The sequence below is a fragment of the Enterobacter cloacae complex sp. CARB60 genome, from assembly GCF_036487345.1.
Classification (GTDB): Bacteria; Pseudomonadota; Gammaproteobacteria; order Enterobacterales; family Enterobacteriaceae; genus Enterobacter; species Enterobacter asburiae_D.
Genome location: NZ_JAZKLC010000001.1, coordinates 36,793 through 59,794, shown reverse-complemented (window position 1 = coordinate 59,794; position 23,002 = coordinate 36,793). Strand labels below are relative to the sequence as shown.

32 protein-coding genes and 1 pseudogene are annotated in these 23,002 nt (G+C 56.0%); 32 read left to right on the top strand and 1 reads right to left on the bottom strand.

Going from position 1 to position 23,002, the window contains the following annotated elements:
* Positions 1 to 138 precede the first annotated feature (138 nt).
* From V4835_RS00340 to V4835_RS00255, 16 genes and pseudogenes are all read left to right on the top strand, one after another.
* Positions 139 to 645 (top strand): antirestriction protein ArdA, encoded by a 507-nt coding sequence (locus tag V4835_RS00340; protein WP_172686985.1) that lies wholly within the window; start codon positions 139 to 141, stop codon positions 643 to 645.
* An 830-nt stretch (positions 646 to 1,475) separates the two neighbouring features.
* The gene (ssb, locus tag V4835_RS00325) at positions 1,476 to 2,033 is read left to right on the top strand and encodes a single-stranded DNA-binding protein (protein WP_172686987.1); all 558 of its coding nucleotides are present in this window, start codon (positions 1,476 to 1,478) and stop codon (positions 2,031 to 2,033) included.
* A gap of 46 nt (positions 2,034 to 2,079) precedes the next feature.
* Complete coding sequence (locus V4835_RS00320) at positions 2,080 to 2,313, top strand: DUF905 domain-containing protein (RefSeq protein ID WP_172686988.1); 234 nt, start codon at positions 2,080 to 2,082, stop codon at positions 2,311 to 2,313.
* 72 nt (positions 2,314 to 2,385) lie between these two features.
* On the top strand, positions 2,386 to 4,395 hold the full coding sequence (locus tag V4835_RS00315; protein WP_172686989.1) for a ParB/RepB/Spo0J family partition protein: 2,010 nt from the start codon (positions 2,386 to 2,388) through the stop codon (positions 4,393 to 4,395).
* Between the two features lie 42 nt (positions 4,396 to 4,437).
* On the top strand, positions 4,438 to 4,869 hold the full coding sequence (gene psiB, locus V4835_RS00310) for a conjugation system SOS inhibitor PsiB (protein ID WP_172686990.1): 432 nt from the start codon (positions 4,438 to 4,440) through the stop codon (positions 4,867 to 4,869).
* Positions 4,866 to 5,594, top strand: coding sequence for a plasmid SOS inhibition protein A (locus V4835_RS00305; protein ID WP_331411006.1), 729 nt, complete (start codon positions 4,866 to 4,868; stop codon positions 5,592 to 5,594). Before psiB ends, V4835_RS00305 begins: the two co-directional genes overlap by 4 nt.
* Positions 5,591 to 5,914: a theronine dehydrogenase gene (locus V4835_RS00300; RefSeq protein ID WP_172686991.1), complete on the top strand. Its 324-nt coding sequence runs from the start codon at positions 5,591 to 5,593 to the stop codon at positions 5,912 to 5,914. Before V4835_RS00305 ends, V4835_RS00300 begins: the two co-directional genes overlap by 4 nt.
* A 71-nt stretch (positions 5,915 to 5,985) precedes the next feature.
* Positions 5,986 to 6,294 (top strand): hypothetical protein, encoded by a 309-nt coding sequence (locus tag V4835_RS00295; protein ID WP_172686926.1) that lies wholly within the window; start codon positions 5,986 to 5,988, stop codon positions 6,292 to 6,294.
* A 153-nt stretch (positions 6,295 to 6,447) separates the two neighbouring features.
* Positions 6,448 to 6,597: pseudogene (locus V4835_RS00290) on the top strand (DUF5431 family protein); the annotation flags it as partial.
* Complete coding sequence (locus tag V4835_RS00285) at positions 6,539 to 6,664, top strand: type I toxin-antitoxin system Hok family toxin (RefSeq protein ID WP_223540704.1); 126 nt, start codon at positions 6,539 to 6,541, stop codon at positions 6,662 to 6,664. The pseudogene V4835_RS00290 and the gene V4835_RS00285, both read left to right, overlap by 59 nt.
* 876 nt (positions 6,665 to 7,540) lie before the next feature.
* Positions 7,541 to 7,936 (top strand): ammonia monooxygenase, encoded by a 396-nt coding sequence (locus V4835_RS00280; protein WP_279750548.1) that lies wholly within the window; start codon positions 7,541 to 7,543, stop codon positions 7,934 to 7,936.
* Positions 7,937 to 7,997: 61 nt separating this feature from the next.
* Positions 7,998 to 8,291: a hypothetical protein gene (locus V4835_RS00275; protein ID WP_172686993.1), complete on the top strand. Its 294-nt coding sequence runs from the start codon at positions 7,998 to 8,000 to the stop codon at positions 8,289 to 8,291.
* 46 nt (positions 8,292 to 8,337) lie between these two features.
* Complete coding sequence (locus tag V4835_RS00270; protein WP_172686994.1) at positions 8,338 to 8,682, top strand: hypothetical protein; 345 nt, start codon at positions 8,338 to 8,340, stop codon at positions 8,680 to 8,682.
* Between the two features lie 85 nt (positions 8,683 to 8,767).
* Positions 8,768 to 9,034 carry a hypothetical protein gene (locus tag V4835_RS00265; RefSeq protein ID WP_172686995.1) on the top strand — a complete coding sequence of 89 codons (267 nt, stop codon included), beginning with the start codon at positions 8,768 to 8,770 and terminating at the stop codon, positions 9,032 to 9,034.
* 42 nt (positions 9,035 to 9,076) lie between these two features.
* Positions 9,077 to 9,907 carry an N-6 DNA methylase gene (locus V4835_RS00260; protein WP_320728313.1) on the top strand — a complete coding sequence of 277 codons (831 nt, stop codon included), beginning with the start codon at positions 9,077 to 9,079 and terminating at the stop codon, positions 9,905 to 9,907.
* 626 nt (positions 9,908 to 10,533) lie between these two features.
* Positions 10,534 to 11,064 (top strand): antirestriction protein, encoded by a 531-nt coding sequence (locus tag V4835_RS00255; RefSeq protein ID WP_172689097.1) that lies wholly within the window; start codon positions 10,534 to 10,536, stop codon positions 11,062 to 11,064.
* A 46-nt stretch (positions 11,065 to 11,110) separates the two neighbouring features.
* Here the strand turns inward: V4835_RS00255 and V4835_RS00250 are convergent, their stop codons facing one another.
* Positions 11,111 to 11,587 carry a transglycosylase SLT domain-containing protein gene (locus V4835_RS00250; protein ID WP_172689098.1) on the bottom strand — a complete coding sequence of 159 codons (477 nt, stop codon included), beginning with the start codon at positions 11,585 to 11,587 and terminating at the stop codon, positions 11,111 to 11,113.
* A gap of 431 nt (positions 11,588 to 12,018) precedes the next feature.
* Between V4835_RS00250 and traM the strand changes: the two genes are divergently transcribed.
* The 16 genes from traM to traW all read left to right on the top strand — a co-directional run bounded on the left by traM (position 12,019) and on the right by traW (position 23,002).
* The gene (traM, locus tag V4835_RS00245) at positions 12,019 to 12,414 is read left to right on the top strand and encodes a conjugal transfer relaxosome DNA-binding protein TraM (RefSeq protein WP_040218546.1); all 396 of its coding nucleotides are present in this window, start codon (positions 12,019 to 12,021) and stop codon (positions 12,412 to 12,414) included.
* Between the two features lie 184 nt (positions 12,415 to 12,598).
* Entirely contained in the window at positions 12,599 to 13,303 is a 705-nt protein-coding gene (locus V4835_RS00240; protein WP_071667437.1) for a hypothetical protein, read from the top strand.
* 108 nt (positions 13,304 to 13,411) lie between these two features.
* Positions 13,412 to 13,786 carry a TraY domain-containing protein gene (locus tag V4835_RS00235; protein ID WP_040218544.1) on the top strand — a complete coding sequence of 125 codons (375 nt, stop codon included), beginning with the start codon at positions 13,412 to 13,414 and terminating at the stop codon, positions 13,784 to 13,786.
* Between the two features lie 65 nt (positions 13,787 to 13,851).
* Positions 13,852 to 14,202 carry a type IV conjugative transfer system pilin TraA gene (traA, locus tag V4835_RS00230; RefSeq protein WP_071667438.1) on the top strand — a complete coding sequence of 117 codons (351 nt, stop codon included), beginning with the start codon at positions 13,852 to 13,854 and terminating at the stop codon, positions 14,200 to 14,202.
* Positions 14,203 to 14,352: 150 nt separating this feature from the next.
* Entirely contained in the window at positions 14,353 to 14,658 is a 306-nt protein-coding gene (gene traL / locus V4835_RS00225; protein WP_045911931.1) for a type IV conjugative transfer system protein TraL, read from the top strand.
* Between the two features lie 14 nt (positions 14,659 to 14,672).
* Positions 14,673 to 15,239, top strand: a complete 567-nt coding sequence (gene traE / locus V4835_RS00220; protein ID WP_025759824.1) for a type IV conjugative transfer system protein TraE — start codon at positions 14,673 to 14,675, stop codon at positions 15,237 to 15,239.
* The gene (traK, locus tag V4835_RS00215) at positions 15,226 to 15,969 is read left to right on the top strand and encodes a type-F conjugative transfer system secretin TraK (protein ID WP_331411005.1); all 744 of its coding nucleotides are present in this window, start codon (positions 15,226 to 15,228) and stop codon (positions 15,967 to 15,969) included. Before traE ends, traK begins: the two co-directional genes overlap by 14 nt.
* The gene (gene traB, locus V4835_RS00210) at positions 15,956 to 17,350 is read left to right on the top strand and encodes an F-type conjugal transfer pilus assembly protein TraB (protein WP_063132065.1); all 1,395 of its coding nucleotides are present in this window, start codon (positions 15,956 to 15,958) and stop codon (positions 17,348 to 17,350) included. The genes traK and traB overlap by 14 nt, the downstream gene beginning before the upstream one ends.
* Before the next feature lie 21 nt (positions 17,351 to 17,371).
* On the top strand, positions 17,372 to 17,911 hold the full coding sequence (gene traV, locus V4835_RS00205; RefSeq protein WP_320723621.1) for a type IV conjugative transfer system lipoprotein TraV: 540 nt from the start codon (positions 17,372 to 17,374) through the stop codon (positions 17,909 to 17,911).
* Positions 17,912 to 18,030: 119 nt separating this feature from the next.
* Positions 18,031 to 18,255, top strand: coding sequence for a TraR/DksA C4-type zinc finger protein (locus tag V4835_RS00200; RefSeq protein ID WP_320723622.1), 225 nt, complete (start codon positions 18,031 to 18,033; stop codon positions 18,253 to 18,255).
* A gap of 3 nt (positions 18,256 to 18,258) precedes the next feature.
* Positions 18,259 to 18,444: a hypothetical protein gene (locus tag V4835_RS00195; protein WP_016674194.1), complete on the top strand. Its 186-nt coding sequence runs from the start codon at positions 18,259 to 18,261 to the stop codon at positions 18,442 to 18,444.
* Positions 18,428 to 18,832, top strand: coding sequence for a hypothetical protein (locus tag V4835_RS00190; RefSeq protein WP_058670650.1), 405 nt, complete (start codon positions 18,428 to 18,430; stop codon positions 18,830 to 18,832). The genes V4835_RS00195 and V4835_RS00190 overlap by 17 nt, the downstream gene beginning before the upstream one ends.
* Positions 18,822 to 19,388: a conjugal transfer pilus-stabilizing protein TraP gene (traP, locus tag V4835_RS00185; RefSeq protein ID WP_058670651.1), complete on the top strand. Its 567-nt coding sequence runs from the start codon at positions 18,822 to 18,824 to the stop codon at positions 19,386 to 19,388. The genes V4835_RS00190 and traP overlap by 11 nt, the downstream gene beginning before the upstream one ends.
* A complete protein-coding gene (traC, locus tag V4835_RS00180; RefSeq protein ID WP_320723623.1) occupies positions 19,381 to 22,011 on the top strand; it encodes a type IV secretion system protein TraC in 2,631 nt (876 codons plus the stop codon). The genes traP and traC overlap by 8 nt, the downstream gene beginning before the upstream one ends.
* Positions 22,008 to 22,355 (top strand): type-F conjugative transfer system protein TrbI, encoded by a 348-nt coding sequence (gene trbI / locus V4835_RS00175; protein WP_060446830.1) that lies wholly within the window; start codon positions 22,008 to 22,010, stop codon positions 22,353 to 22,355. The genes traC and trbI overlap by 4 nt, the downstream gene beginning before the upstream one ends.
* The gene (traW, locus tag V4835_RS00170; RefSeq protein WP_060446831.1) at positions 22,355 to 23,002 is read left to right on the top strand and encodes a type-F conjugative transfer system protein TraW; all 648 of its coding nucleotides are present in this window, start codon (positions 22,355 to 22,357) and stop codon (positions 23,000 to 23,002) included. The genes trbI and traW overlap by 1 nt, the downstream gene beginning before the upstream one ends.

Below are 23,002 nucleotides of genomic sequence, written 5' to 3'. Positions count from 1 at the left end.
AACCGTCCAGACCCTCTCCGCTGTTTACCGGCGCTGCGGCTTCATGCATCGCCCCTGCATTTTTCGCTCCCTGTCGGGCTGTCGTGTCGGCACGGCGTAAGCCGGAACTCAGACCACATCGACCTAGGAGGAATTTTTATGAGCACTACAACCACCACGCCTGCTGTCTACGTTGGCACGTATCACAAATACAACTGCGGCAGCATTTTCGGTAAATGGTTTGACCTGACGGAGTTTGACTGCCAGGAGGGTTTTTACGAGTCCTGCCAGGCGCTGCACGCCGATGAATGGGACGCCGAGTTTATGTTCCAGGACTGGGAAGGCATTCCGTCGCAGTTCGTCTCGGAATGCTCCATCGACTGGGATTTTATCGCCGCGTACAAACAGGCTGAAGAAGAGGGCAGGGAGGCCGCGTTTATCGCCTGGGCGGAGTATACCGGCGAATGTGACTATGACGCGTTTGATGATGCGTACTGCGGGGAGGCGGAAAGCGAGGAAGACTACGCACAGGAGATGGTGGAGGACAACGGCATGTTAAATGAGGTGCCGGAGCCGCTGCACAGCTATTTCGATTTTGAAGCTTATGCGCGTGACCTGTTCAGCAGCGGCTATGTGTTCCATGACGGTTATGTCTTCAGCAACTGATTATTATCCCCGGCAGGCGGTTTAGCCGCCTGTCAGCCCGCGCGCAAAACCCTGGCAGGCGCTGCCTGCCGGCGAAGTTCGCCGCGCCTGCGGCGCCGCGCATCTCCGCCAGTGCCGGATGCTCCTGTGGTGTCAGGGTATGAATACCGGTGTGCTGCAGTTGGTCGCCGTTATTTCTGTTCCGGTGCTAATACATGCGTTGCCGCTGGCAATAGTGGCCATACCGGTGGCGTACTGGTTGATATCGATTTCCTGTCGGATTTTCTTCCTGAGCGATATGACTGCGGGCGACTTCCCTTGCGGGAACCGGGGCTGTCATGCTCCGCACAGAGCCAGCATAGCTGTCTCTGCCCGGCCCCTCCGGGGCAGCGGGTTTTCATCCCTCTGTCGCAACGTCAACGGCAGGCTTGCTGCGACCGTTCCGGTCACGCCGCCCTTCACGCGCCGTATCCTGCGCTTTCTGCACCCCGGCATACTGACGCCGGGCTGTAAGGCGCAACGCCGTTTCGCGCCCGCGCGTTCCGTCGTTGCGGCGGGTTCCTGCTCATTCCTTGCCTGGTTTTTTCACCCTTTTGATTCCTTTCGCTGGGGCTGAGACAAGCACAGCCGCTGTCAGCTGTCCAGGGTAAATGGCACGCGGTAAACCGCGCCCTGGACATCCGCCATCGCCCGCGCTGGTTTACGCCCTTGCGGCGAACGGCTCTCAAACGGGTGAAGGTAACAACCAGGGGGCGCGTTCAGCAGGTCCCCGCAAAACGTCAAAACCGCGGCCCCGGCAACTCAACGGGTGATGGTTTTAAGGGCAAAACAACTGATTAAGGAGATTCATCATGACAGTACGTGGCATCAACAAAGTCATCATCGTGGGCAATCTGGGGCAGGACCCGGAAGTCCGTTACATGCCCAACGGCGGCGCGGTAGCTAACTTCAGCCTCGCCACCTCGGAGTCCTGGCGCGATAAGCAGACCGGAGAGATGCGTGAAAATACCGAATGGCACCGTGTCGTGCTGTTCGGCAAGCTCGCGGAAGTGGCGGGGGAGTACCTGCGCAAGGGTGCTCAGGTGTATGTCGAAGGCCAGCTGCGTACCCGTAACTGGCAGGACGACAATGACGTGACCCGTTACGTCACCGAAATCGTGGTCGGGCAGAACGGCACCATGCAGATGCTCGGCGGGCGTCGTGACGGCGGTCAGTCACAGAGTGCCGCACCGCAGCAGCCCGCACAACCGCAGAATTCTGCCGCTCCGGCACAACCTGCTGGCACTGTTGATAAATCCCCGAAAGTGAAGGGCGCCAGAAAAGGCCGTCAGAGCGCCGCACCGTCTCAGGAGGCTCCGCAGCCGTTACCGGACGATTATCCGCCGATGGATGATGATGCCCCGTTCTGAAACCTGATGAATACGCCCTGTCGCTGGCAGGGCAGAAGGAGAGTGCATGACTATTTATAACGCCGGACCGTTACCGGATGACACTTTCACCCGCGAACAGGCCGAAGGCGTGGCGGCGGAGTTTGAGAATGTCGCGATTGAGGATGACCAGGGAACGCACTTTCGCCTCGTTGTCCGTAAGGATGGGGAGATGGTCTGGCGCGCGTGGAATTTTGAAGCGGATGCCGGGAAATGGCTTAACCGTTACATCGAACGTTACGGTATCCGTAAAACGAAGTAAGCAGTAAGAGGTGCCCTGCCGGAGCGCTAACTCCGCAGGGCCGGACAATCATCAATCTGTGAGGTATTAACTATGTCAGTAACCGATGTTAAAGCAAAAGCACCCAAAAAAGCGAGCAGCAAAAAAATCACGAAGGCGCAGGAAGAAGCCCTGAAAGCCGCCCTTGAGGCCGCCGTCATTGAGTATGTTCCGCTGTCCGATCTCGTTAAATCCCCGCTGAACGTGCGCACTATCCCGTATTCCGTGGACAGCGTTCGCGGTCTGGCTGACTCCATCGGGGCGCTCGGCCTCCTTCAGAACCTGATTGTGCATGCGCTGGCCGACGGCAGCTACGGTGTGGCCGCAGGTGGCCGCCGACTCACCGCCATGCAGCTTCTGGCAGAAGAAAACCGTCTCCCGTCCGGTTACACCGTTGCCGTGAAGCGCGTCTCAGACGACATTGCTGCCATTGCCTCCGTCGCGGAGAACGAGCAGCGTGCCGCCATGCATCCTGCCGAGCAAATCGCAGGTTTCCGCACCTTAGCAGAGCAGGGTAAAAGCCCCGCACAGATTGGCGATGCGCTCGGCTTCGGCTCCCGCCACGTCCAGCGCATGCTGAAGCTGGCAAATCTCGCGCCGTCCCTGATGGAGAAGCTCGCGCAGGACGAACTGACCGTTGAGCAGTGTCAGGCGCTCTGTCTCGAGGACGATCCTGCCCGTCAGGTTGAGGTATTCGACAGCGTGAAGGCCAGCTGGTCAAACGCGCCCGCACACCTGATTAAACGCGCCATTACTGAAACCGAGATGCGCACCGACAGCACCAGATTCCGGTTTATCGGGCGCGAAGCGTATGAGGCGGCAGGGGGTTACGTTCGTGAAGATCTGTTCAGCCAGGACGAGGGCGACGGCACGGCAGACAGCGTGCTGGTTGAGCGTCTGGTGCAGGAGAAGCTGGAGCGTATCGCTCTGGACATTCAGCAGCGTGAGGGCTGGGCATGGAGTCGCGGACGCGCAGCCCGCATCTGGTACCACGGCGAAGACGGTAAGGAGTTCGTTCAGCCTGTTGAACCCGATCCGGTGTACACCCCTGAACAGCAGCAGCGTCTTGATGCGCTGCGGGAGCAGTACGACGCATATGACAGCGTTTGCGACGAGTCGGATGCGATCGAAGCGGACATCCTCGGCATTCAGGAGGCGGCAGAAGTCAGCGCGTGGACTGACGACATGAAGTCAGGCGCGGGGGTGATGGTCAGCCTGTACGAAGGGCAGGTGTACGTGCAGCGCGGTGTGCGCCTGAAAGCGGATATGCCGGAAGAGACCGAATCCGGCAGCGTAACGGTGCCGTTCACCTCGCGTCAGACAGATGCCGCAGAGGGGATCAGCGTCCCGCTGCTCACGAAAATGACCTCCGAGCGTACGCTGGCAGTACAGGCGTCGCTGATGCAGCAGCCCGAAAAGGCGGTAGCGCTGATGGTCTGGCGCATGTGTACCTGCGTGTTTTCTGGCTGCCTGACGACGACGCACCCGTTTCGCATCAGCCTGACCGTGTCTCACGGCAGCCTGACGGAGAATGCCCCGTCCGGTAAGAGCGGCGCAGCGTTTGACCTCCTGATGACAGAGAAAGCACGTCTGAAAGCCCTGCTGCCGGAAGGGTGGGAGAAGGACTTCACCACCTTCTTCGCCCTGAGCGGGGAGGTACTGATGTCGCTGATGGCGTTCTGCACGGCCTGTTCCGTTGACGGGGTACAGACCCGCGATATGGGGAACACCTCGCGCAGTACCCTCGATACGGTCGAGGCGGCAATCGGGTTCCACCTGCGCGACTGGTGGCAGCCGACGAAGGACAACTACTTCGGCAGCCTGAAACATCCGCAGATTGTCGCCTCCCTGAAAGAGGCGGGGCTGACGGGTGCGGCGGGGGATGCTGAGAAGATGAAAAAGGGCGATGCAGCAGGGCATGCGGAGCACTTTATGCAGCACACCCGCTGGGTTCCGGCATGGCTGAAAGGACCAGATCCCGCGGGTGAGTCCGGTGCTGACGACGCTGTTTCAGATACCGACAGCCCTGACAACGACACCACCAACACGGCACACGCCGCCTGATAACGGAGCGCCGCCCTGCGGGGCGGCGATAAGGAGATACCCATGCGCACTATTCTGACCCCCGATGTACTGAAAACGATGTCCTGTGATGAGTTTGAGGACTGGCGCGACAGCGGTGAGGACTACCGCCGTGAACTGACCCACGCCGTCATGCGTGACCTGTCCTGCCCTGAAAACTGGGGCATGAACGGCGAATACCGCAGCGAGTTCGGAGGCTTCTTTCCGGTGCAAATCCGCTTCACCCCTTCCCACGGGCAGTATCATCTTGCCGTATGCAGTCCCGGTGGTATCAGTCCCGTCTGGATGGTGGTGTTCGTTCCCGCCAGCGGTCGCCCGTTCTCCGTCATTGGTACCCTGAGCGGCTACCAGCCGGAGCTTGTCAGCCACACCGTCAGCCTGACGGCGCGTCTCGATGCGGACGGCTACAGTCAGGCCAGCATCATCAGCATTCTGGCAGCGGAGGGCGCGGCATGATCCCTTCACATCTCTCTCTGGTTCCCTTCAGCCCTGAGCGACGCGCCGCGATGGAAGCCATCGCTGAGGTTGAGCGCAGGCGGTCGCGCAGCGCGGTGTCAGCGGCGTACCCGTATGCCAGCGCCTTTTTTCGCCGGCTCACGGGCAGCACGCGCATCACTGTCAGGGAAATTAATTATTTTGCGCCGGTGCTGACGGCGCGGGAGCTGCGGGGCAGCAGGGACAGCTGGCTCAGTGCCATCGATGCCCTGATTGAAAGTCGCGGGACGTGTTGCTGGCTGCCGCTTCCCGTCGGTGCCGGTCAGCGCCTCTTTCCGGAGGTTGCCTTTCAGCAGACCGAGCGCGTTCGTTGTCAGGACGCCCTGCGGGATGAAAAAAACACCCGCCAGCGTCACAAAGAACAGTGTCAGCGTGAGCGGGCGTACCAGGCGCTGGCGGGCCAGGCAGAAATTGAGCTGGCATTCCATACCCCGGAAACAGTCAGCAGCTGGAGCGCACGCTGGTCGGGGACTGAGTTGCGCCAGTACGACCTGGAGGAGATGTTCTGGCGCTGGAGCGAGCGTTTCCCGTCACTGGCGTTAATGGAACGCTGGATGACGGAGAACCAGCCTTTCTGGACGGTGATGGCTGAAACGGATGCGCTGGCGCGGGAAAGCACTGAGTCTGCCAGGCAGCTGGAGCGCTGGTTGGTTCCGAACAAGCTGACCGCGCGGAGTCAGGTATGAAGTGGCGTTACTCACTGCGCTGGAAGCGTCCCGGTCCCTGTCCCGGTGAACCAGAGCTGGCGTCAGAAGTGGTGGAGGCAGGGAAGCCCGCACCTGAGTCCGTGATGTCACTGTGGGTGGCCGGAGCCGGATATGCAGTGTGCGTAGATTTTCTGGATGAAAGGAAGATAAGACGCTGGAGTGATGAACGAAAAGCAGCTGCCCGTTGGCGGAATCTGGAACGTCGTGTTAACAGAACTGCGCCGCTGTTTGCTGATGAACTCATTGAGCGGGAACTGGCGGCACGGCCTGAGTACTTTCGTGGAATATCACCAGCGTAAATCGGTTATATAATACGCGGATTAAAGTCTGTGAATGTATCAGTGCAACTTACCCGGAATGGAAACCATTTATGACAGAAGCTCAGTATGCCTTTACTCATTTTTTGCGAATGTTTGTTTTAATAGCTGTGATTAGCGCAGGATATGGATATCTCATCATTAGTGTTGTTATGACCAGGAAGCGGGCATTTATTTTCCAGTTTTTGTCTCTTGCCGGACTCGGTGCGTTATTTTCATTCCTGGTGTTCAGGAGTGACGGTATGTGGTCTGGTGCTCCGGAAGTGTCTCAGGCGATAGTCATCGGGATGTTTACTGCGACGGTCATTTTTTACATGTTCTGCCTGCTTATTCGTGCCGTTGGGTGGCTTATAGCCCAATGATATTCCTGGTCAGAAAGAGCATCTGCCCGGTATAATCGACGTGGCGCTTGAGGCTTTTTGCCTCATGACGTGAAGGTGGTTTGTTTCCTTGTTGTGCGGCAGAAAGCAGAAAGCCCCGAAGTTAATTCTCATTAACCACGAGGCTTAGTCTGTATGCCTGAACAACATCAGATTAGCCGCTTACCTGCCGAAAGGCAAGGAGAAGTCAGCTATGAAACTGCCACGAAGTACCCTGCTCTGGTGCGTGTTGATAGTGTGTCTCACACTGCTGATATTCACTTACCTGACCCGAAAATCGCTCTGCGAAATCCGGTACAGGGACACGAACAGGGAGGTGGCGGCTTTTATGGCCTACGAATCCGGTAAGTAAGCTACCTGGAGGCGGGGGAACCCCCCGCCTTTTCAGGTGCTGAGTTGCTCTGACATGCCTGAAGCGCCTTTATGAAGGGGTTACCGGTTAGATGGTAGCCCCTTTTTCCTTCCTGGCGCGACCGCACGCCTGAACTTCCGGGAAGGGCTGTTCCCCTCCGGGGAACGGGGGAAGGGGGACGCGCCTCCGGCGCTGCCCCTCTGCTCCCTCCGCCTTGTCCACACTCCAGCCTTTCCTGCCTGATTTTGCTGAAGTCAGAGCGCCGTGAGTTACCTGCTCATTCCTGGCTTCAGCTTCGTTTTCCCTGTGTTCTTCATCCCGGGCGCCATATCCGGCGTCCTGCTGGTTAACTTCCTCAGCTGCTGCTCCGTTATGGCCATAACCCAAAAAGCGGGCAGGGCGATGGCCCCCTTCGGCTCCCGGCCAGCGCTGCTGTCCGGTCGTCGAGCCCCACTCCGCCTGGGCGGCCGCTGCGCACCCGCCGGGCTCCGCCGAACCCCTTAGGGTTTCGGGCTGACGCTAGGGTCTGATGGCGAAGGTCAAGGGATGCGGCTTCTCCGGCCGTGCCGTCCGGAACGCCTTCACCGCGCCGGCTGATGCCGTCGCTTTAATGGCGCCACGCCGTTCCGACGTGTCGGGTGTGTGCATCCTGTTCCCCCGGTGAGGCCATCCCCCGTGCGTCCTCACGCGGAGGGCTGCTTGTAGCACCGTCAGTTCGTCATCCGAAGGGTGAAATGCACTCCGCCAAAACTTTTTGCGTGCCGCAAAAACTATCGTCTCCGCCCTTCTCCTGCCGCCCCGCCGTTGCTCCTTTGCCCTTGCCGCGAGAGAACTCACCAGGGAGATGGACAACCATCACCACAGGAGAAAACCAGGATGCACACACAAAACGTCAACGTCAAAACCGCCGCTCAAGAATCTACCGGAAGATGGGGTACAGACCCGAAAGTCCGTCTGGCCTGTGTTATCGCAGAGCAAAAGTCATACCTGCTGGAGCTGTGTCAGGTCTGGAACCTGCAACTGTCAGAGGCCGACGAGGCGGAAGAAGTCTGCAACATCCTTTGCGCCATGAGCAAAAACGTCTGGGACGAGGGCGTGCTCGACTGGATGCGTGATAAGCCGCTGCTGTCGTTCCATGTCGTGCAGCCGTGGTTACAGGCTAAAGCTCATGCCGTCCGGTTATACGGTGAAACGGGGCTGGCGGCGTGGGCGTATGCGAACCAGAGCCTGAAAAACTGCATGAACTTTGAATACGCCATGCTCGCAGAGTGAGTGCACTGGCCTGACTAAACACGGCGGCAGGGTATGCCGCTAGTCACAACGGAGAAACATCATGAGCATCAGCAACGGTAATGCGAACAGCACATTCAGCGTCGACGCATGGGAGAAAAGCGCGCTCAGCGAGCTTGAGAGCCTGCAAAACAAGGTCAGCAAAGCCCTGCTGAAGTATCAGAGCAATACGGAAAAAACGGCGCTGGGTGAAGCGGCAAGCATCGGTATGGACGAGCTGAAAGCAACGGCGATGCACATCGGTAAGGCAACACCTGCCATTCAGCAGAAAGTTGACGAGATTGCCGACATGCTGCACCTGATGGCGCATTTTTCCGGCATCACGTTCGACGAATAACCACCACGGCGAAATATCAACGCCATTAACCAGAAGGAGATAAACCATGCACTTACATCTGACCGAATCCTCCGCCCTGTTGGGAATTCAGGCCACCGCAGAGGCAGAGCGGGCGTACTGGCTGAGCCGGGAAAAGGCGGCGGTGAAAGTACCCGCCGAAATCGACGTTCACGCCTTCCATGATGCGCTGGGGCTGATGTACCCGATGAACTGGCGCAGCAGTGAGAACGGCGAGTGTGAAACCTTCATGCTGGCGGAAATGGTCTGCGGAAACGTGACCGAAATCTACGCGCGGATCGGTATCCGTTATTACCGGATGCGCGACTACAGCAACCTTGACCACGCGGAGATCCTGGCGCGCGTTAAGGAGGAAATGCAGCGCCAGAAATGAAACAGGCAGACTTTCGTCTGCCATATCACGCCGGATTTATTCGCCTAGGAACGATGAATCCGGCCTCAACTAAAAGGAAACATCTATGAATCATTTCAGTAGAGCGTCGATTGTTACACCGACCGCCCTGTATGTCCAGATCTGCGAGGCGGATAATCAGCCGCCTAAAAAGCAGGTGCGTATTAAACACAGTGATATCGACCGTGACGACATCAGCACCGAAATGCGGGCGCTGGGGAGACATATCGCAAAGTGCCGCAGAAAGGGGCGCTCCGTTCGCATTCCTGCCATGCGCGGAAGCGAGTGGGGACAGGTGTTACGCACGCTCGAACTGAAGCGCGCATTTAACTGACGGAGGTGCCGCCCCGCAGGGGGCGGCATTTAAGGAGGAAATATGTCTCAACTCAGTTTTGCCAGTTTCTTTGATCAGGCGAGAGAAGCCGCACCCTTAACACCCGCAAAACCCGTATTGCCCACCGTGAATGCACAGCCGATACCGCACCGGATGATGACAATCGACCAGACCCGCCGCCAGTTTATCAGCGTGTTCAGGGATACCGCACGCAGCCTGCGCCGCTGGGAGGTGTTCAGCGACTTTATCGCGCTGGCCGCCAGCGAGCTGGATATGGCGCGGATAAGAACGCCGGAGAATATTGAGCAGAGCCGCAAAATCTGCGCGAAGTACAGCGAGAGCGATATCAGCAACCTGCATACGCTCTTCTGCCTGATGGTCTGCGCACTGGAGGCCAAATTCCACGACTTCCTCGGCGCGATCTTCATGGAGCTTGAGCTTGGCGACGACCGCAACGGACAGTATTTCACGCCGTATCACGTCCAGTCACTGCTGGCGAGGCTGCTGATGCCGGACGTCGACGAAACGATACGTCGTGAGGGATTCGTGACCGTCAGCGATCCGGCAAGCGGTGCGGCGGGAATGATTGTGGCGTATGCAGAATATCTGCTGGAGGCGGGCTATAACCCGTCTGAGCATATGTTCGGTAGCTGCATCGATATCGATCCTGTCGCGGCCGATATGGCGTTTATTCAGCTTTCCCTTCTGGGTATTCCTGCCGAGGTGGTCACGGGAAATACGCTGACGATGCAGCTTAACAGGGTTCGGTATACTCCGGTGTACTACATCAACAACTTTGAGAAGCGCCTGGACGATCAGTGCCGTGTCAGTGCCATGCGCGAAGTTTTGCGCTGTATAAATGACGCTGCATAGCTATCCAGAAGGGCAGGGGAGTGTCCTGCCTTTCGTGGCATCAAAGGCCGCGCGCCTGCGGCGCAGAATAAGCAGGCTGCGCTGACGCGCTGCCTGCATTATTCCGGCGCGTGGTAGTCTGAAGTTCCTGCCTTTTGGTCAGGTGGTTAATATTCCTCATTCTCCTGCTGGCGATGGTCTTTATTATTCTGCTGCGGATATGGATATTATCCTTTCTTTTCCGGGCGTCGTCCCTGAAGGGACACGGCTGTCGTGAACGGAGCCGGTAAACCGTCTCCGCCCTTCGGGCGTCCATCCTGACGCAAATTCAAATTCACGCTTGCTGCATCCAGAATGGATGCGCCGCTTTCACCGTGGCGGTAATAAATTACCTCCACTCTGAAGCCCGTAACGGTAATTCGTCTTACGCCGATTTTCCGTTACGGGATGTGTGCATTCTCCTTGTGTGACTATCGCCCGATTTCATCAGTTCGCGGAGGGCTGCTTTTAGCATCAGCCAGTAAGGAAATAAAGGGGTATATAAACGCTGCGCGCCCCTTTATTTCCTTACTGTCAGCTGCTCATTGCCCCTCGCCGCTCAGTGATGAAGTCGAACGATGTAATAACCCAATGAGGAGAAAACCAGAATGCACACATTAAACGTCAAAACCGCCACTCGTGAATCAGCCGAACAATTTAAAGTCGATAAACGCCAGCGCTACTCTGTTACAGATGGTGATGAACGTCTGGATTTTATTCCTGCGCTCTTTTTTACGCCTTCTGCTGATAACATGATTGCCAGCTGGTTACGTCAGCATTCAGATTATGATGGTGGTTTCTGGCGTTACTGGATTATTCCGCAGGGCACCGGAGGAAACGTGGCTCCGAACTGTGTCAGATTCACAACCGCGCAAACAGGATATATCGCACCGGAAGGAGAACAGCGCTATAACATGGTTATTCCCGGTAATTACTTTGAAGCAGAGGTCAGTGCCGATGCTGCCGGAATTATTGCGACCCTGATGATCATGAACTGGTTGTCCTGGCAGGTTGCAGATATGGGGCCTGAATATTCGAAAGTCTGTAAACACCTCGTCGCTCGTCAGGATGCACTGAAAGACTACATCAGTATCATAAAACACCCTGAAGCAGATTTAATTTATCGGGCTATTGATTGACGAAATAAATACTGGATGAATAAAAAGACCTCCTGTTGAGGTCTTTTTACTGTTTTGCAAGAGTCTGCGTTGCATTTTTATTATTCTTTATCGCCCGATATGTTGCCTCAATTTTTCTGGCATAGACATATCTTCTCTGCGCCTGTTCTTCTGTGTTCCTGAAACCTGCATTATAAGCGCCCACGGCTTGCCAGCTGACTCCCCACTTTTTGAATGCAATTGCAAGATAGTAAGCCCCGGTGTAGATATTCATACACGGATCGGAAATAAGGTGCTCCGGCTTTATTCCATAACGAGCCAGTTCGTTAAAGTGCTGGGAGTCCACCTGCATAAGTCCGGAGCCAAAGCCCGAAACAGGATTGTAGCCTTTAACGTCTGTGCGGAAGTTCGATTCATTCCAGGAGATTGCCCGAAGCAGATCCGGATCTATATGATAATCCCTTCCTGCCAGATCAAAACAATCAGCAGCGTTCAACATTCCAGAAAAAGCCAACATTAAAAACGTAAGAGCAATCCGTTTCATTTCTTCCCTCCGGGCACCATGCCGGAAATACGTTAACCCATCCCATGCCCAGACTCAACTAATATGCACTCCTCACCACCAAAAGCACCACACCCCACGCAAAATTAAAATTTTGCTGATTAACTTTACAAGTCATGCACTTATCTTTTTTAAATTCCACTCAGTTCCAGAGTGGAAGTTTATAAGATTCATTTGCGACTACTGTATGAATCATTGGATATTCATTAATGATTCATGTACGATTCACGATATATATTTCATAACATTGTGTGATGGTGAATCGTCGGCAATCCGCCATGTGAATCGCCTACGATTCGTCATAAAACCACTGGATGAATCGCCTGCAATCCGCCGGATGTATTGACGGTGGGAAGGCGCTATTCGACAGTCAAAATAATATCCTTCCACAGCACAAAAAAAGGAGATGAGCTTTGGCAAAGATACAAGCATATGTAAGCGACGACGTGGTAAATAAAATAAATGCTATCGTCGAACAGCGTCGTGCAGAGGGGGCCAGGAAAGAAGATGTCAGTAGTTCAAGCGTTATATCAATGCTCGTCGAACTAGGTCTGCGTGTCTATGAGGCGCAAATGGAGCGCAAGGAGTCGCCGTTCAACCAGATGCTTTTCAATAAAACTATTCTTGAAGCCGTACTTAAAACACAGTTTATTTCCAGTAAGCTTCTCGCAATGGAGTCCATGAGTCCACATATTGCAGGAAACGATAAGTTTGAGTTCAGGGGAATGGTTCAGAATATTCGAGATGATGTTAAAGAGATCGTGGAAACCTTCTTTCCAGAGTCAGGTGAAGAAACCGATAATGATTAACTATATAGATGTCTTAAAAATCACATTTAACTGTGTTTTTTTAATGACAAGTACTGAAGGTAAAGGTATATTTTATCAGTGTCCTAACTAAAATTTGATTGTCGGCGAGTTTTGTCGAATCGCTGGTACCCAGGGATTGCCCCCCTAAGTACCAGCTACCCACACAGCCTAGCAAGGAGGTTATATGAGTGCGCGCGATCTTATGCGTTCTTCTGATTCCAGTCAATCACAACAAGAAGCAACAAGATTCAAAATTTTTGATAATTCTGAAATTCCTATCTGTATCAGAAATTCTTCTGGTGTCTTTGTATATTCAAATCACAATTTTTCGAATGTTATAAAAGGCTGTGAATATGACTCTGCCTACTGGTTTGAAAAACTACCTCTTGAGTTGAAATGTGCACTTCTCGAAAAAGAGGTCGATGCATTAGCTAATCCTGATATGGCAATAATAAAGAGCTTTGTTATAGAGGATTATTTTTACTGGTGTGTTCTGTTTCAGGTGGTTTGTATTAATTCTGAATCGTATATATTGTGGCATTTTATAAAAGATGTGGTTTTTAGTCAGGCCAATAGCAGATATCTTAATCACGTTATGAATGATGTTTGCGAAATTAAAAATCCTGCTTTAGTCCTTGAGCCAGGTGTTTACCAAAGCTTTTGTCTTTTCTTCAGCGGTTTTACGCATGAATTTATATCTCGATTGCTAAGTGTAACATCGGGTGCTTCAAAGAAAAGAATTTCCAAAGCTTATTCTATTATGGAAATAGACAATAAAGATGACATGATTCTATATCTCAAGACTCACTCGTTCTTACCTAGTGTTCACAGATATGCATTCGAATTAATTAATTCTAAGTGCAATCTACTTCGTAAGGCGAAATTATGAAATCTGGTTTGTTAGCGCTTTGTTAAGAAATGGGGAACTTTTAGTATATCGCTCTGAGTGCTTCTTTGGGATATTATTGCCGCATGTCTTTTTAATAAGGAGGTTGTGATGAGGAGATATAGCAGCTCTCCAGCATTGGGAAATACCGTCAGGCTCAAACTCGATTCTGTGACAGAGAGTTTATTGCGTTCTGCTACGTCGAGAAGTGGCAGAAGCCGCGGATTCGAGGTTTTTTTTAGGGTCAGAGATCACCTCAATAGATTCCCTATGTTCAGGGTTATGGATAATCCAGACTTTTCTAAGAGTTTTTTTGTGACCGTCAGGTTTGATGAGGAAACTAACTTAAAACTGATCAATGCAAAAAACCGAAGTGGATGGTGTAAGACTTATGAAGTACGGGAAAGGCTTCATGACCATCTGATCAAGTTCCCCGACTTTTACAATGCTGAAATGGTGGAGGTGATACCTAATAATTTCGACTGAATGGCATTAACGAATTATTGGCCTTTTTTATGGCTGTTTCATTAACATTTAAAGGATTAATAAATATGACTGATGTATCTGTTATTCACGCTGTACCCGCGACCCCTGCAAAGAAAAAATTCAGCAAAGTCGCGTTACTCAAAGCGCTGAAGTTTGCCCTGCCTGTCGCAGCCCTTGCTGCGTTTTTCCCTGAAACGGTTCTGGCCTCGACTGCGGGTAAAGATCTGATGTCCAGCGGCGATGCAACCGTTAAAGGAACATTTGGTAAAGATTCCAGCGTGGTTAAGTGGGTTATTCTTGCCGAAGTTCTGGTGGGCGCCGTGATGTATATGACGACCAAGAACCTCAAGTTCCTGGCGGGCTTTGCGATCCTGTCCGTATTCGTCACGGTAGGTATGTCTGTCGCAGGATACTGATATCCAGCGACAGCCGTTCAGAGCCACTTCCGACTATTAAATTCCGGTTTAATTCTGAATGCCCTTCACGAGCATTCACGGGAGGGCTTTGCCTGTAATCCGGCTGGCAGGTATTTCCATACTGCCAGCTGTACCGGAGACGGAACATATATGGCAGATGAATCTCTCAAAAAATATCGATTTCCCGAAACCCTGACGAATCAGAGCCGCTGGTTTGGCCTTCCTGTGGATGAACTTATTCCGGCCATTATCTGCCTGGGGTGGGGATTCTGGACCCAGCATTATATTCCCGGAATTATCGCTGCCGTACTGGCCTATCTCGGAATTAAAAAGCTCAAGAAAGGGCGGGGCAGTTCATGGCTGCGGGACCTGGTCTACTGGTATATGCCGACCTCACTGCTGAGGGGGATTTTTCATGATGTACCCGACTCATGCTACCGCCAGTGGATTAAATAGACAGGAATAATCAGATGGAACACGGAGCACGATTAAGTACACAGCGGGTTATTGCCATCGGCTTTATTGCCATGGGGGTGGTTATTCTGGGAAGTATCACCACCAATGTTATTCAGGCCGTCAACAACTACCGTCTTCAGAATGAGCAGAAGTCTATCGTCACGCCAATGCTTTTCAACGCGCCGTTTGCCGTGTCGCAGAACCAGGCGGATGCCTCCTACCTGCAGCAGATGGCCCTGTCGCTTATCGCCCTTCGCCTGAATGTTACCCCGGAAACCGTTGATGCCTCTCATGAGCAGCTGCTGGCCTATGTCAAACCCGCAGCGCAGAACGAGCTGAAAATCCGGCTTGCTGAGGATGCGAAGCGCATTAAGGACAACAACGTTAACTCGTCTTTCTATATGACCAGCGTGAAGGTTTATCCGGCAAGCAGCCGCGTGGACGTGCGGGGCCAGCTGAAGACCTGGATAGGCGACTCGAAACCGTATCCCGAGCTGAAACAGTACGTTCTCAAGTTCGAGCGTGAGGACGGCATCAGCTGGCTCAGTCACTTCGGAGAAATCACCGATGAACAAAAATAGTCGCCGTGCGCTGCTGGCGTTGCTGATGCTCGCTTCCGGTCAGACGGTCGCCGCACCCGCTGCGCTCTCTGCCACGATTGTTCCACTGACGAACGGCGGACAGGCCAGCATCGCGGTCAGCAACACCGACCCGAACCTTTTCACGGTCGCAGGTGACCGCGTGACGGCCCTGACCAGCCTCGACGGTGAGCTGACGCGCCAGGAACAAACGGCAAGCGGCGGTGTGATTGTCAGCACCCTCAACAAGAAGCCTTTCACGTTTATTCTGGAAACCGAACGCGGCCTCAACTTCTCGGTACAGGCTGTGCCGCGTGCGGGCGCGGGGCGAACCATCCGGCTGGTCAGCGAGCTATCCGGTACGGGCGAAGCGGCGCGCACCTGGGAAGAGTCCTCCCCCTACGAGGCCACGCTGGTTTCCCTGAGCCAGCATCTGCTGGGCGGGCAGCTTCCGTCCGGCTGGCAGGCTATCCCCGTTACGCATGAAGCCCTCAACGCTCCCGCCGGACTTTCTGCAGTCCCCGAGCGCGTCTGGGTGGGTAATCACCTTAAGGTGGTGCGCTATCGCGTCACCAACAATACCGGGATGGCCCGCAACATCGCGGAAAGCGACTTCTGGCAGAGCGGCATTCGCGGCCTGCTGTTTGGTGAAGCCTCGCGTCAGCTGATGGCGGGCGGCGCCCTGCAGGTCTTCATTATCAGCAGCGGAGGTGCGGCTGATGGCCAGCATTAATTCAGTGGTGAAGCGCAAGCAGTTTATCTGGCTGGGTATTGTGCTGGCGACCGTAGGCGTGGTGGGCGGCGGCGGCTGGTATCTGGCGGATGCACGCTACGAGGGCAGCAGCGATGCGGCAGCCGCCGACGAGCCTGCGCCCGATATGACCGGCGTGGTGGACAGCACCTTTGACCAGAAGGTGCAGCAGCATGCCACGACCGAGATGCAGGCTACCGCCTCCGAAATGCAGAAGCAGTATGCCGAAATGCGCCGCGAGCTTGAGCTGCTCAGCAAGGGGCAGGCAGGCTACCAGCACCAGATTGACAAGCTTAACCAGGACAATGCGGCGCTTTCCGCTCAGGTCAGCGCGCTGGGGGCAAAACCTGTCACCGCATCGGGTGAGCCGGCCCCGCAGCCGCCAGTGCCTGCGCCGGGGCCTGAAGGTGAGCCGCAGCCGACCGGTTTCCCGCCACAGACGGGGGCCGTCCCGCCGCCGACCGCGTTCTATCCGGGTAACGGCGTCACGCCGCCGGCGCAGGTACAGTACCAGCCCATCCCCGTACCCAACCAGCTGCGTCGGCAGTCTTTTGCCCGCAGCGACGAGAGCAAAGGTCCGTCCCTGCCGTACATCCCGTCGGGCAGCTTTGCCAAATCGATGCTGATTGAGGGGGCTGACGCCAACGCCTCCGTAACCGGTAACGAGTCCACGGTGCCGATGCAGCTGCGCATTACCGGCAGGGTGGAAATGCCCAACAGCAAAAGCTACGACCTCACCGGCTGCTTCATTGGGCTTGAGGCCTGGGGCGACGTGTCCAGCGAGCGCGCCATCGTACGCACCCGCAACATCAGCTGCCTGAAGCACGGCGTCACCATCGACCAGCCCATTGCCGGACACGTGAGCTTCCGGGGTAAAAACGGCATCAAGGGTGAGGTGGTGATGCGAAACGGCAAAATCCTCGGCTGGGCATGGGGCGCGGGTTTTGTTGACGGCATCGGTCAGGGCGTGCAGACCGCGTCCCAGCCTTCGGTCGGACTCGGCGCCACGGCATCCCTCGGCGCGGGTGACGTGATGAAGATGGGGATTGGCGGAGGTGCCTCCAAAGCCGCTCAGACCCTCAGCGACTACTACATCAAACGCGCAGAGCAGTACCACCCCGTCATCCCGATTGGGGCGGGTAACGAAGTGACCGTTGTCTTTCAGGACGGTTTTCAGCTGAAAACCATTGAAGAGCTGGCGCTCGATAATGACAGACGCAAAGCGGAGAGCGATGAACGCAGTCCGGTTCCGCCGCCGTCAGTCCCGCAGGGCGGCATGAACGGGTTCAGTACCGACCAGATGCTCAACCAGCTGGGCAGGCTTAACCAGAGCCAGTTTATGCCGAAGGCCGACTCACAATAACCCCACGTAAAGGAACCGCAAATGAACAAGACAGTGCCTGTTGCGCTCACGCTGGCCAGTCTCCTGACGCTGTCGGGATGTGCCGGTACAACGAGCGATTTTGAGTGTAACGCGACGACATCCGACACCTGCATGACCATCGAGCAGGCCAATGAGAAAGCCAAACGACTGGAGGAGGCCAGCACGGTAAAGCCGGGTGCGACATCGCTGCCACGCCTGGCTGAGGGTAATTTCCGGACCCGGTCCGTGCAGCCCCTCACGCTGGCGGCTGAACCGGTGCATGCCGTCGCATCCAGAAATACACCGCTGACGGGTACACCAACTCTCCCCCGCCCGCAGCCGCACTCAGCCTCACGGGCGCCGCTCTCCACGGTCACGCCGGTTATTGCGCCGCCGCCAGGGCGCGAGTCCATCGTGGACCCGAGGCCGCTTCGCGTCGGTGAAAAGACGGCCGGGCTGTGGATCGCGCCCTATATCGATACGCAGGACGTTTATCACCAGCCGACGCGGGTGTTTTTTGTTGTGAAACCCTCAGCGTGGGGAACCCCGCGCGTTAACTGAAACCTGAACCGCCACCGCGTGTGGCGCCCATTTTAACAATCCGTCGTTATCACGCGTGCCCTGAAACGTGAAAAGGGATGGGCGGTAGCGTGTCCGGACAGTGTGAGCAGGGAGCGTTGATGGCAGACGAACTCGATCTCCTGCAGGAGCAGGACGAATTGCTGAACCAGCTTCATATACAGGCCGCGAGGCAGCAGTCCTGCCTGGAGGGCAAAAGCCGTAAACGGTGCGAATGCTGTGGCAATCGCATTCCCCTCAGGCGGCAGCAGGCCATCCCGGGCGTACGTACCTGTACGGAATGCCAGCGGGTTCTGGAAATACGACAAAAACAGTATCTGACGTGACCGATGGGAAGAAGAAAAACCAATGTGATGGTCGTGGGGAAAACCGGTAGCGGTAAGACAGCCATCAGCGTTGATGTTATGCGGACCTTTTTATCAGAACGACAACTCCGCGACTGGCGTGAATTACGCAAAGACATTCAGAACGATGGCAAAAAACCAGGAGACGAACATCATGACAACCAGGGATAACGGTGGTCCGGGGAAAACCCGTCACCTTAACGATATTACGGCCTGCTGCGAGGCGCAGGGGATGCGTGTCATCTGTGTTAATGCCGCAGAGCGTGACTTCTGGCTTTCAGCGTCTCAGCAGAGCGCTCCCGCCCTCGACGGGAAGGCTGGGATTTCTCAACACATAATGCAACGCCAGCGTGGGCACTGTCTGTTCCTGGGTAAAGCAGGCTCAGGTATGAGCGTAACAAAACAGCAGATGACCCGGTTTTTCCTGGCGAAGTCTGACGTCAGCCGGATTAAAGCGCTGTACAGCGGAGAGGACGGGGAGAGGCTGGCGGAGGCTATCAGACACAACTGCAGCGTCTGGTTTCCGCTGAATCCCGGAGGTAACGGGAATGATGCTTAAGCTTCTGTCCGTCCTGCTGTATTGCCTTCGATGGCTTGCCTGGGCTTTTCACTATCTGATTATCTGGCCTGCCGCCACGCTGATGCTGCTGGTTGCCATGCTTTTGTGGATGGAGAACGCCACGCCCGGAGAGGCGATGGCGCAGGAAATTATGGCCGTCACGCATAACGTCAGCAGTGGCGAGTTTCGTATTGCGGCCTGCCGCGATGAACCTTTAGACCCCTTTATACCTCCAGCCCCGCAGGGCAAGTCCTCCGGCCTCACGCTGCATGATGCTCCCTCAGCCGTCTGCCATAACCGGGGCAGCGTCGTCACCGATGCTAAAGGATATGCCGGTCATGTTGACGGAGCACTGAGTGCGTTTAAGTTGCTGTGGATTGTGATGGCCATTGTGTTTTCAGGGGCGGCGCTGCTTATGGGATGCCGTCCGTATTTCTGCCTGTACGGTCAGATGCGCTCAGCGCGTTTTCGCTACGGTATCCCTGCCAGCCGCCCCGCCCCTGCGACGGAAACGGTAAAAACGGCCGACAATAAAAAGGAGGATAACCGTGAGTAATCCACTGGATACCGTCACCCGCACGGTCAACTCGCTACTGACGGCGCTGAAGATGCCCGATGCGTCCTCTGAGGCGAACGATGTCCTCGGGCAGATGCGCTTCCCGCAGTTCAGCCGTGTGCTGCCGTACCGCGACTACGATGCGGAAACCGGCCTCTTCATGAACGAGAAGACGATGGGCTTTATGCTGGAGGCGCAGCCCATCAACGGCGCCAACGAAACTATCGTGTCGTCGCTGGAAAATCTGATGCGCACCAAGCTGCCCCGCGAGGTGCCGGTGGCCGTTCACCTGGTGTCCAGCCATCTGGTGGGTCAGGATATCGAGTATGGCCTGCGCGAGCTCTCATGGACGGGGGAAAAGGCCGATACGTTCAACGCCATCACCCGCGCCTACTATCTCAGGGCCGCAGAAGAAGGGTTCCCGCTGCCCGATCACCTCAACCTGCCGCTGACCCTGCGTAACTACCGGGTGTACATCTCCTGCTGCGTCCCCCGTAAGCGCGGAAGTAAGGCCAGCGTGATGGAGATGGAAAACCAGGTCAAAATCATCCGCGCCTCGCTGCAGGGGGCGCAGATAGCCACCTGCAGCGTGGATGCGGATGCCTTCATCCGCATTGCGGGCGAAATGATTAACCACAACCCGGATGCGTTGTATCCCACCGAACGGGAACTGGACCCGCTCAAGGATCTGAACTACCAGTGCGTGGACGATACCTTTGACCTGAAGGTGAAGGCCGACTACATGACGCTGGGGCTGCGCGGTAACGGTCGCAACAGCACCGCGCGCATCATGAATTTTCAGCTGACCAAAAATCCGGAGCTGGCCTTCCTCTGGAATATGGCCGACAACTACAGCAACCTTCTCAACCCGGAACTGTCCGTTTCGTGCCCGTTTATCCTGACGCTGGTCCTTAGCGTGGAAGACCAGGTGAAGGCGCAGAACGAGGCCAACCTGAAGTTCATGGATCTTGAGAAGAAGTCCAAGACCAGCTACGCCAAGTTCTTCCCGGGCGTGGCGCAGGAGGCAAAAGAGTGGGGCGATCTGCGCCAGCGCCTGTCGTCCGGGCAGTCCTCGCTGGTGAGCTATTTTCTGAACGTGACCCTCTTCTGCCGCGATGACCAGGAAACTGCGCTGAAGGTCGAGCAGGACGTGCTGAACAGCTTCCGTAAAAATGGCTTCGAGCTGATTTCCCCACGCTTTAACCATATGCGCAATTTTCTCGTGAATCTGCCGTTTATGGCGGGCGGCGGCCTCTTTAAGCAGCTGCGCGAGTCTGGCGTGCTGCAGCGCGCCGAAAGCTTTAATGTCGCCAATCTGATGCCGGTGGTGGCGGACAGCCCGCTGGCCACTTCCGGCCTGCTGGCACCGACCTACCGCAACCAGCTGGCGTTTATCGACCTGTTCAGCCGCGGCATGGGTAACACCAACTTCAATATGGCGGTGTGCGGCACCTCCGGCGCGGGGAAAACCGGGCTTATCCAGCCCCTGATACGCAGCGTCATCGACTCCGGCGGCTTCGCCGTGGTGTTCGACATGGGCGACGGCTACAAGTCACTTTGCGAGAACATGGGCGGGGTCTACCTCGACGGCGAGACGCTGAAGTTTAACCCGTTCGCTAACGTCACCGACGATACCATCGATGAGATGGCCGAACGCCTGCGGGACCAGCTGTCCGTGATGGCCAGCCCCAACGGCAACCTGGACGAGGTGCACGAAGGTCTGCTGCTCAAGGCGGTGAAGGCCACCTGGCTTACGAAGAAAAACCAGGCGCGCATTGACGACGTGGTGGACTACCTGATGATGGCCCGCGACAGCGAGGAGTACAGCGGATCGCCAACCATCCGCAGCCGCCTCGATGAGATGGTGGTGTTGCTGACCCAGTACACCCGCGACGGGGTGTACGGCAGTTACTTTAACTCCGACGAACCGTCCCTGAAGGACGAAGCCCGGATGGTGGTGCTTGAGCTCGGCGGACTGGAGGACAGGCCGTCCCTTCTGGTGGCGGTGATGTTCTCGCTCATTCTCTACATTGAGAACCGCATGTACCGCACGCCGCGCAGCCTGAAGAAGCTCAACGTGATAGACGAAGGCTGGCGCCTGCTGGACTTCAAAAATAACAAGGTCGGGGCGTTTATCGAGAAGGGCTACCGTACCGCCCGTCGCCATACCGGGTCGTACATCACCATTACGCAGAACATCGTCGACTTTGACTCGGAAACGGCCTCTAGCGCCGCCCGCGCGGCATGGGGTAACTCGTCCTACAAAATTATCCTCAAGCAGTCGGCTAAAGAGTTCGCCAAGTACAACCAGCTGTACCCGGACCAGTATTCGCAGCTGCAGCGCGACATGATTAAGGGTTTTGGCAGCGCGAAGGACAACTGGTTCAGCAGCTTTATGCTGTCGGTTGAGCACCTGACGTCCTGGCACCGCCTGTTCGTCGATCCGCTCAGCCGGGCAATGTACTCCTCGGACGGTCCGGACTTTGAGTTTCTGCAGCAGCGACGCCGGGAGGGGCTGAGTATTCACGAAGCCGTCTGGGAGCTGGCGTGGAAAAAATCCGGGCCGGAAATGGCCGCGCTGGAGCGCTGGCTTCACGAGCATGAAGGGAAGACCATCTCATGAAAAAACACGTACTCATTAACGCCGCGCTGATTGCCGGCATGCTGGCTGCGAGCGCAGGCGTCAGCTGGCTGGTCTGCCAGCTTAACCGTCCTGTGGTTGTGGCCTTCAACATGAAATCCACGGTGGATGCCTTCTTTGACAGCGCCGGTCGCCGTTCGCTGGACGAGGCGCAGACAAAAGCACTCTCAGACCGCTTTAACGCGTCACTGGAGGCCAGCCTCCGGGACTGGCAGATCCGCCATCGTGCCCTCATCCTTGTCGCACCTGCCGTGGTGCAGGGGGCGCCGGATATCACGCGTGAAATCCAGTCTGACGTGGCCCGCCGGATGAAGGAGGGGGCGTGATGCGCGCCCTTGCCCTGGGCCTGACGCTGCTGACCGGCAGCGTGACGGCCGCTGACCTCGGGACGTGGGGCGACCTCTGGCCGGTGGCGGAGCCGGATATGCTGACCGTTATCGAAAGCCGGCTGCAGACGCTGGCGCAGTCCGGCGAGATGGACAAAAAGATGGCGGAGTTTAAGGCACGCGTGGTGCGCAACAGCCAGCGCCCGCCTGCCGTTGAGGGAATAACCCGCGCGGTGCGCTACGAGCGGCGCTGGTTTGACCCGAGCGTGCGGGTGGACAAGGCGCTTGCCGACGACAGGGGCAACGTGTTTGCTCAGGCCGGGCAGGTCTTTAATCCGCTTGATGTGGTGCCGTTTAACGAAACCCTGCTGTTTATCAACGGCGACGATGCGGAGCAGCTCGCGTGGGTACAGCGACAGAAGCCTGACACCCTGATCACCCGCATCATTCTGGTTCAGGGCAACATTCCGCAGACGTCGGAGAAGCTCGACAGCCGCATTTTCTTCGACCAGAACGGGGTGCTGACCGCCCGGTTCGGCATAAGCCAGGTGCCGGCGCGGGTAACGGCGGCACCCAGCGGGAAGCGCCTTCAGGTGGAAATTATTCCGCCCGATATGGAGCAGTATGACGCAGGAGGTGCCCGGTGA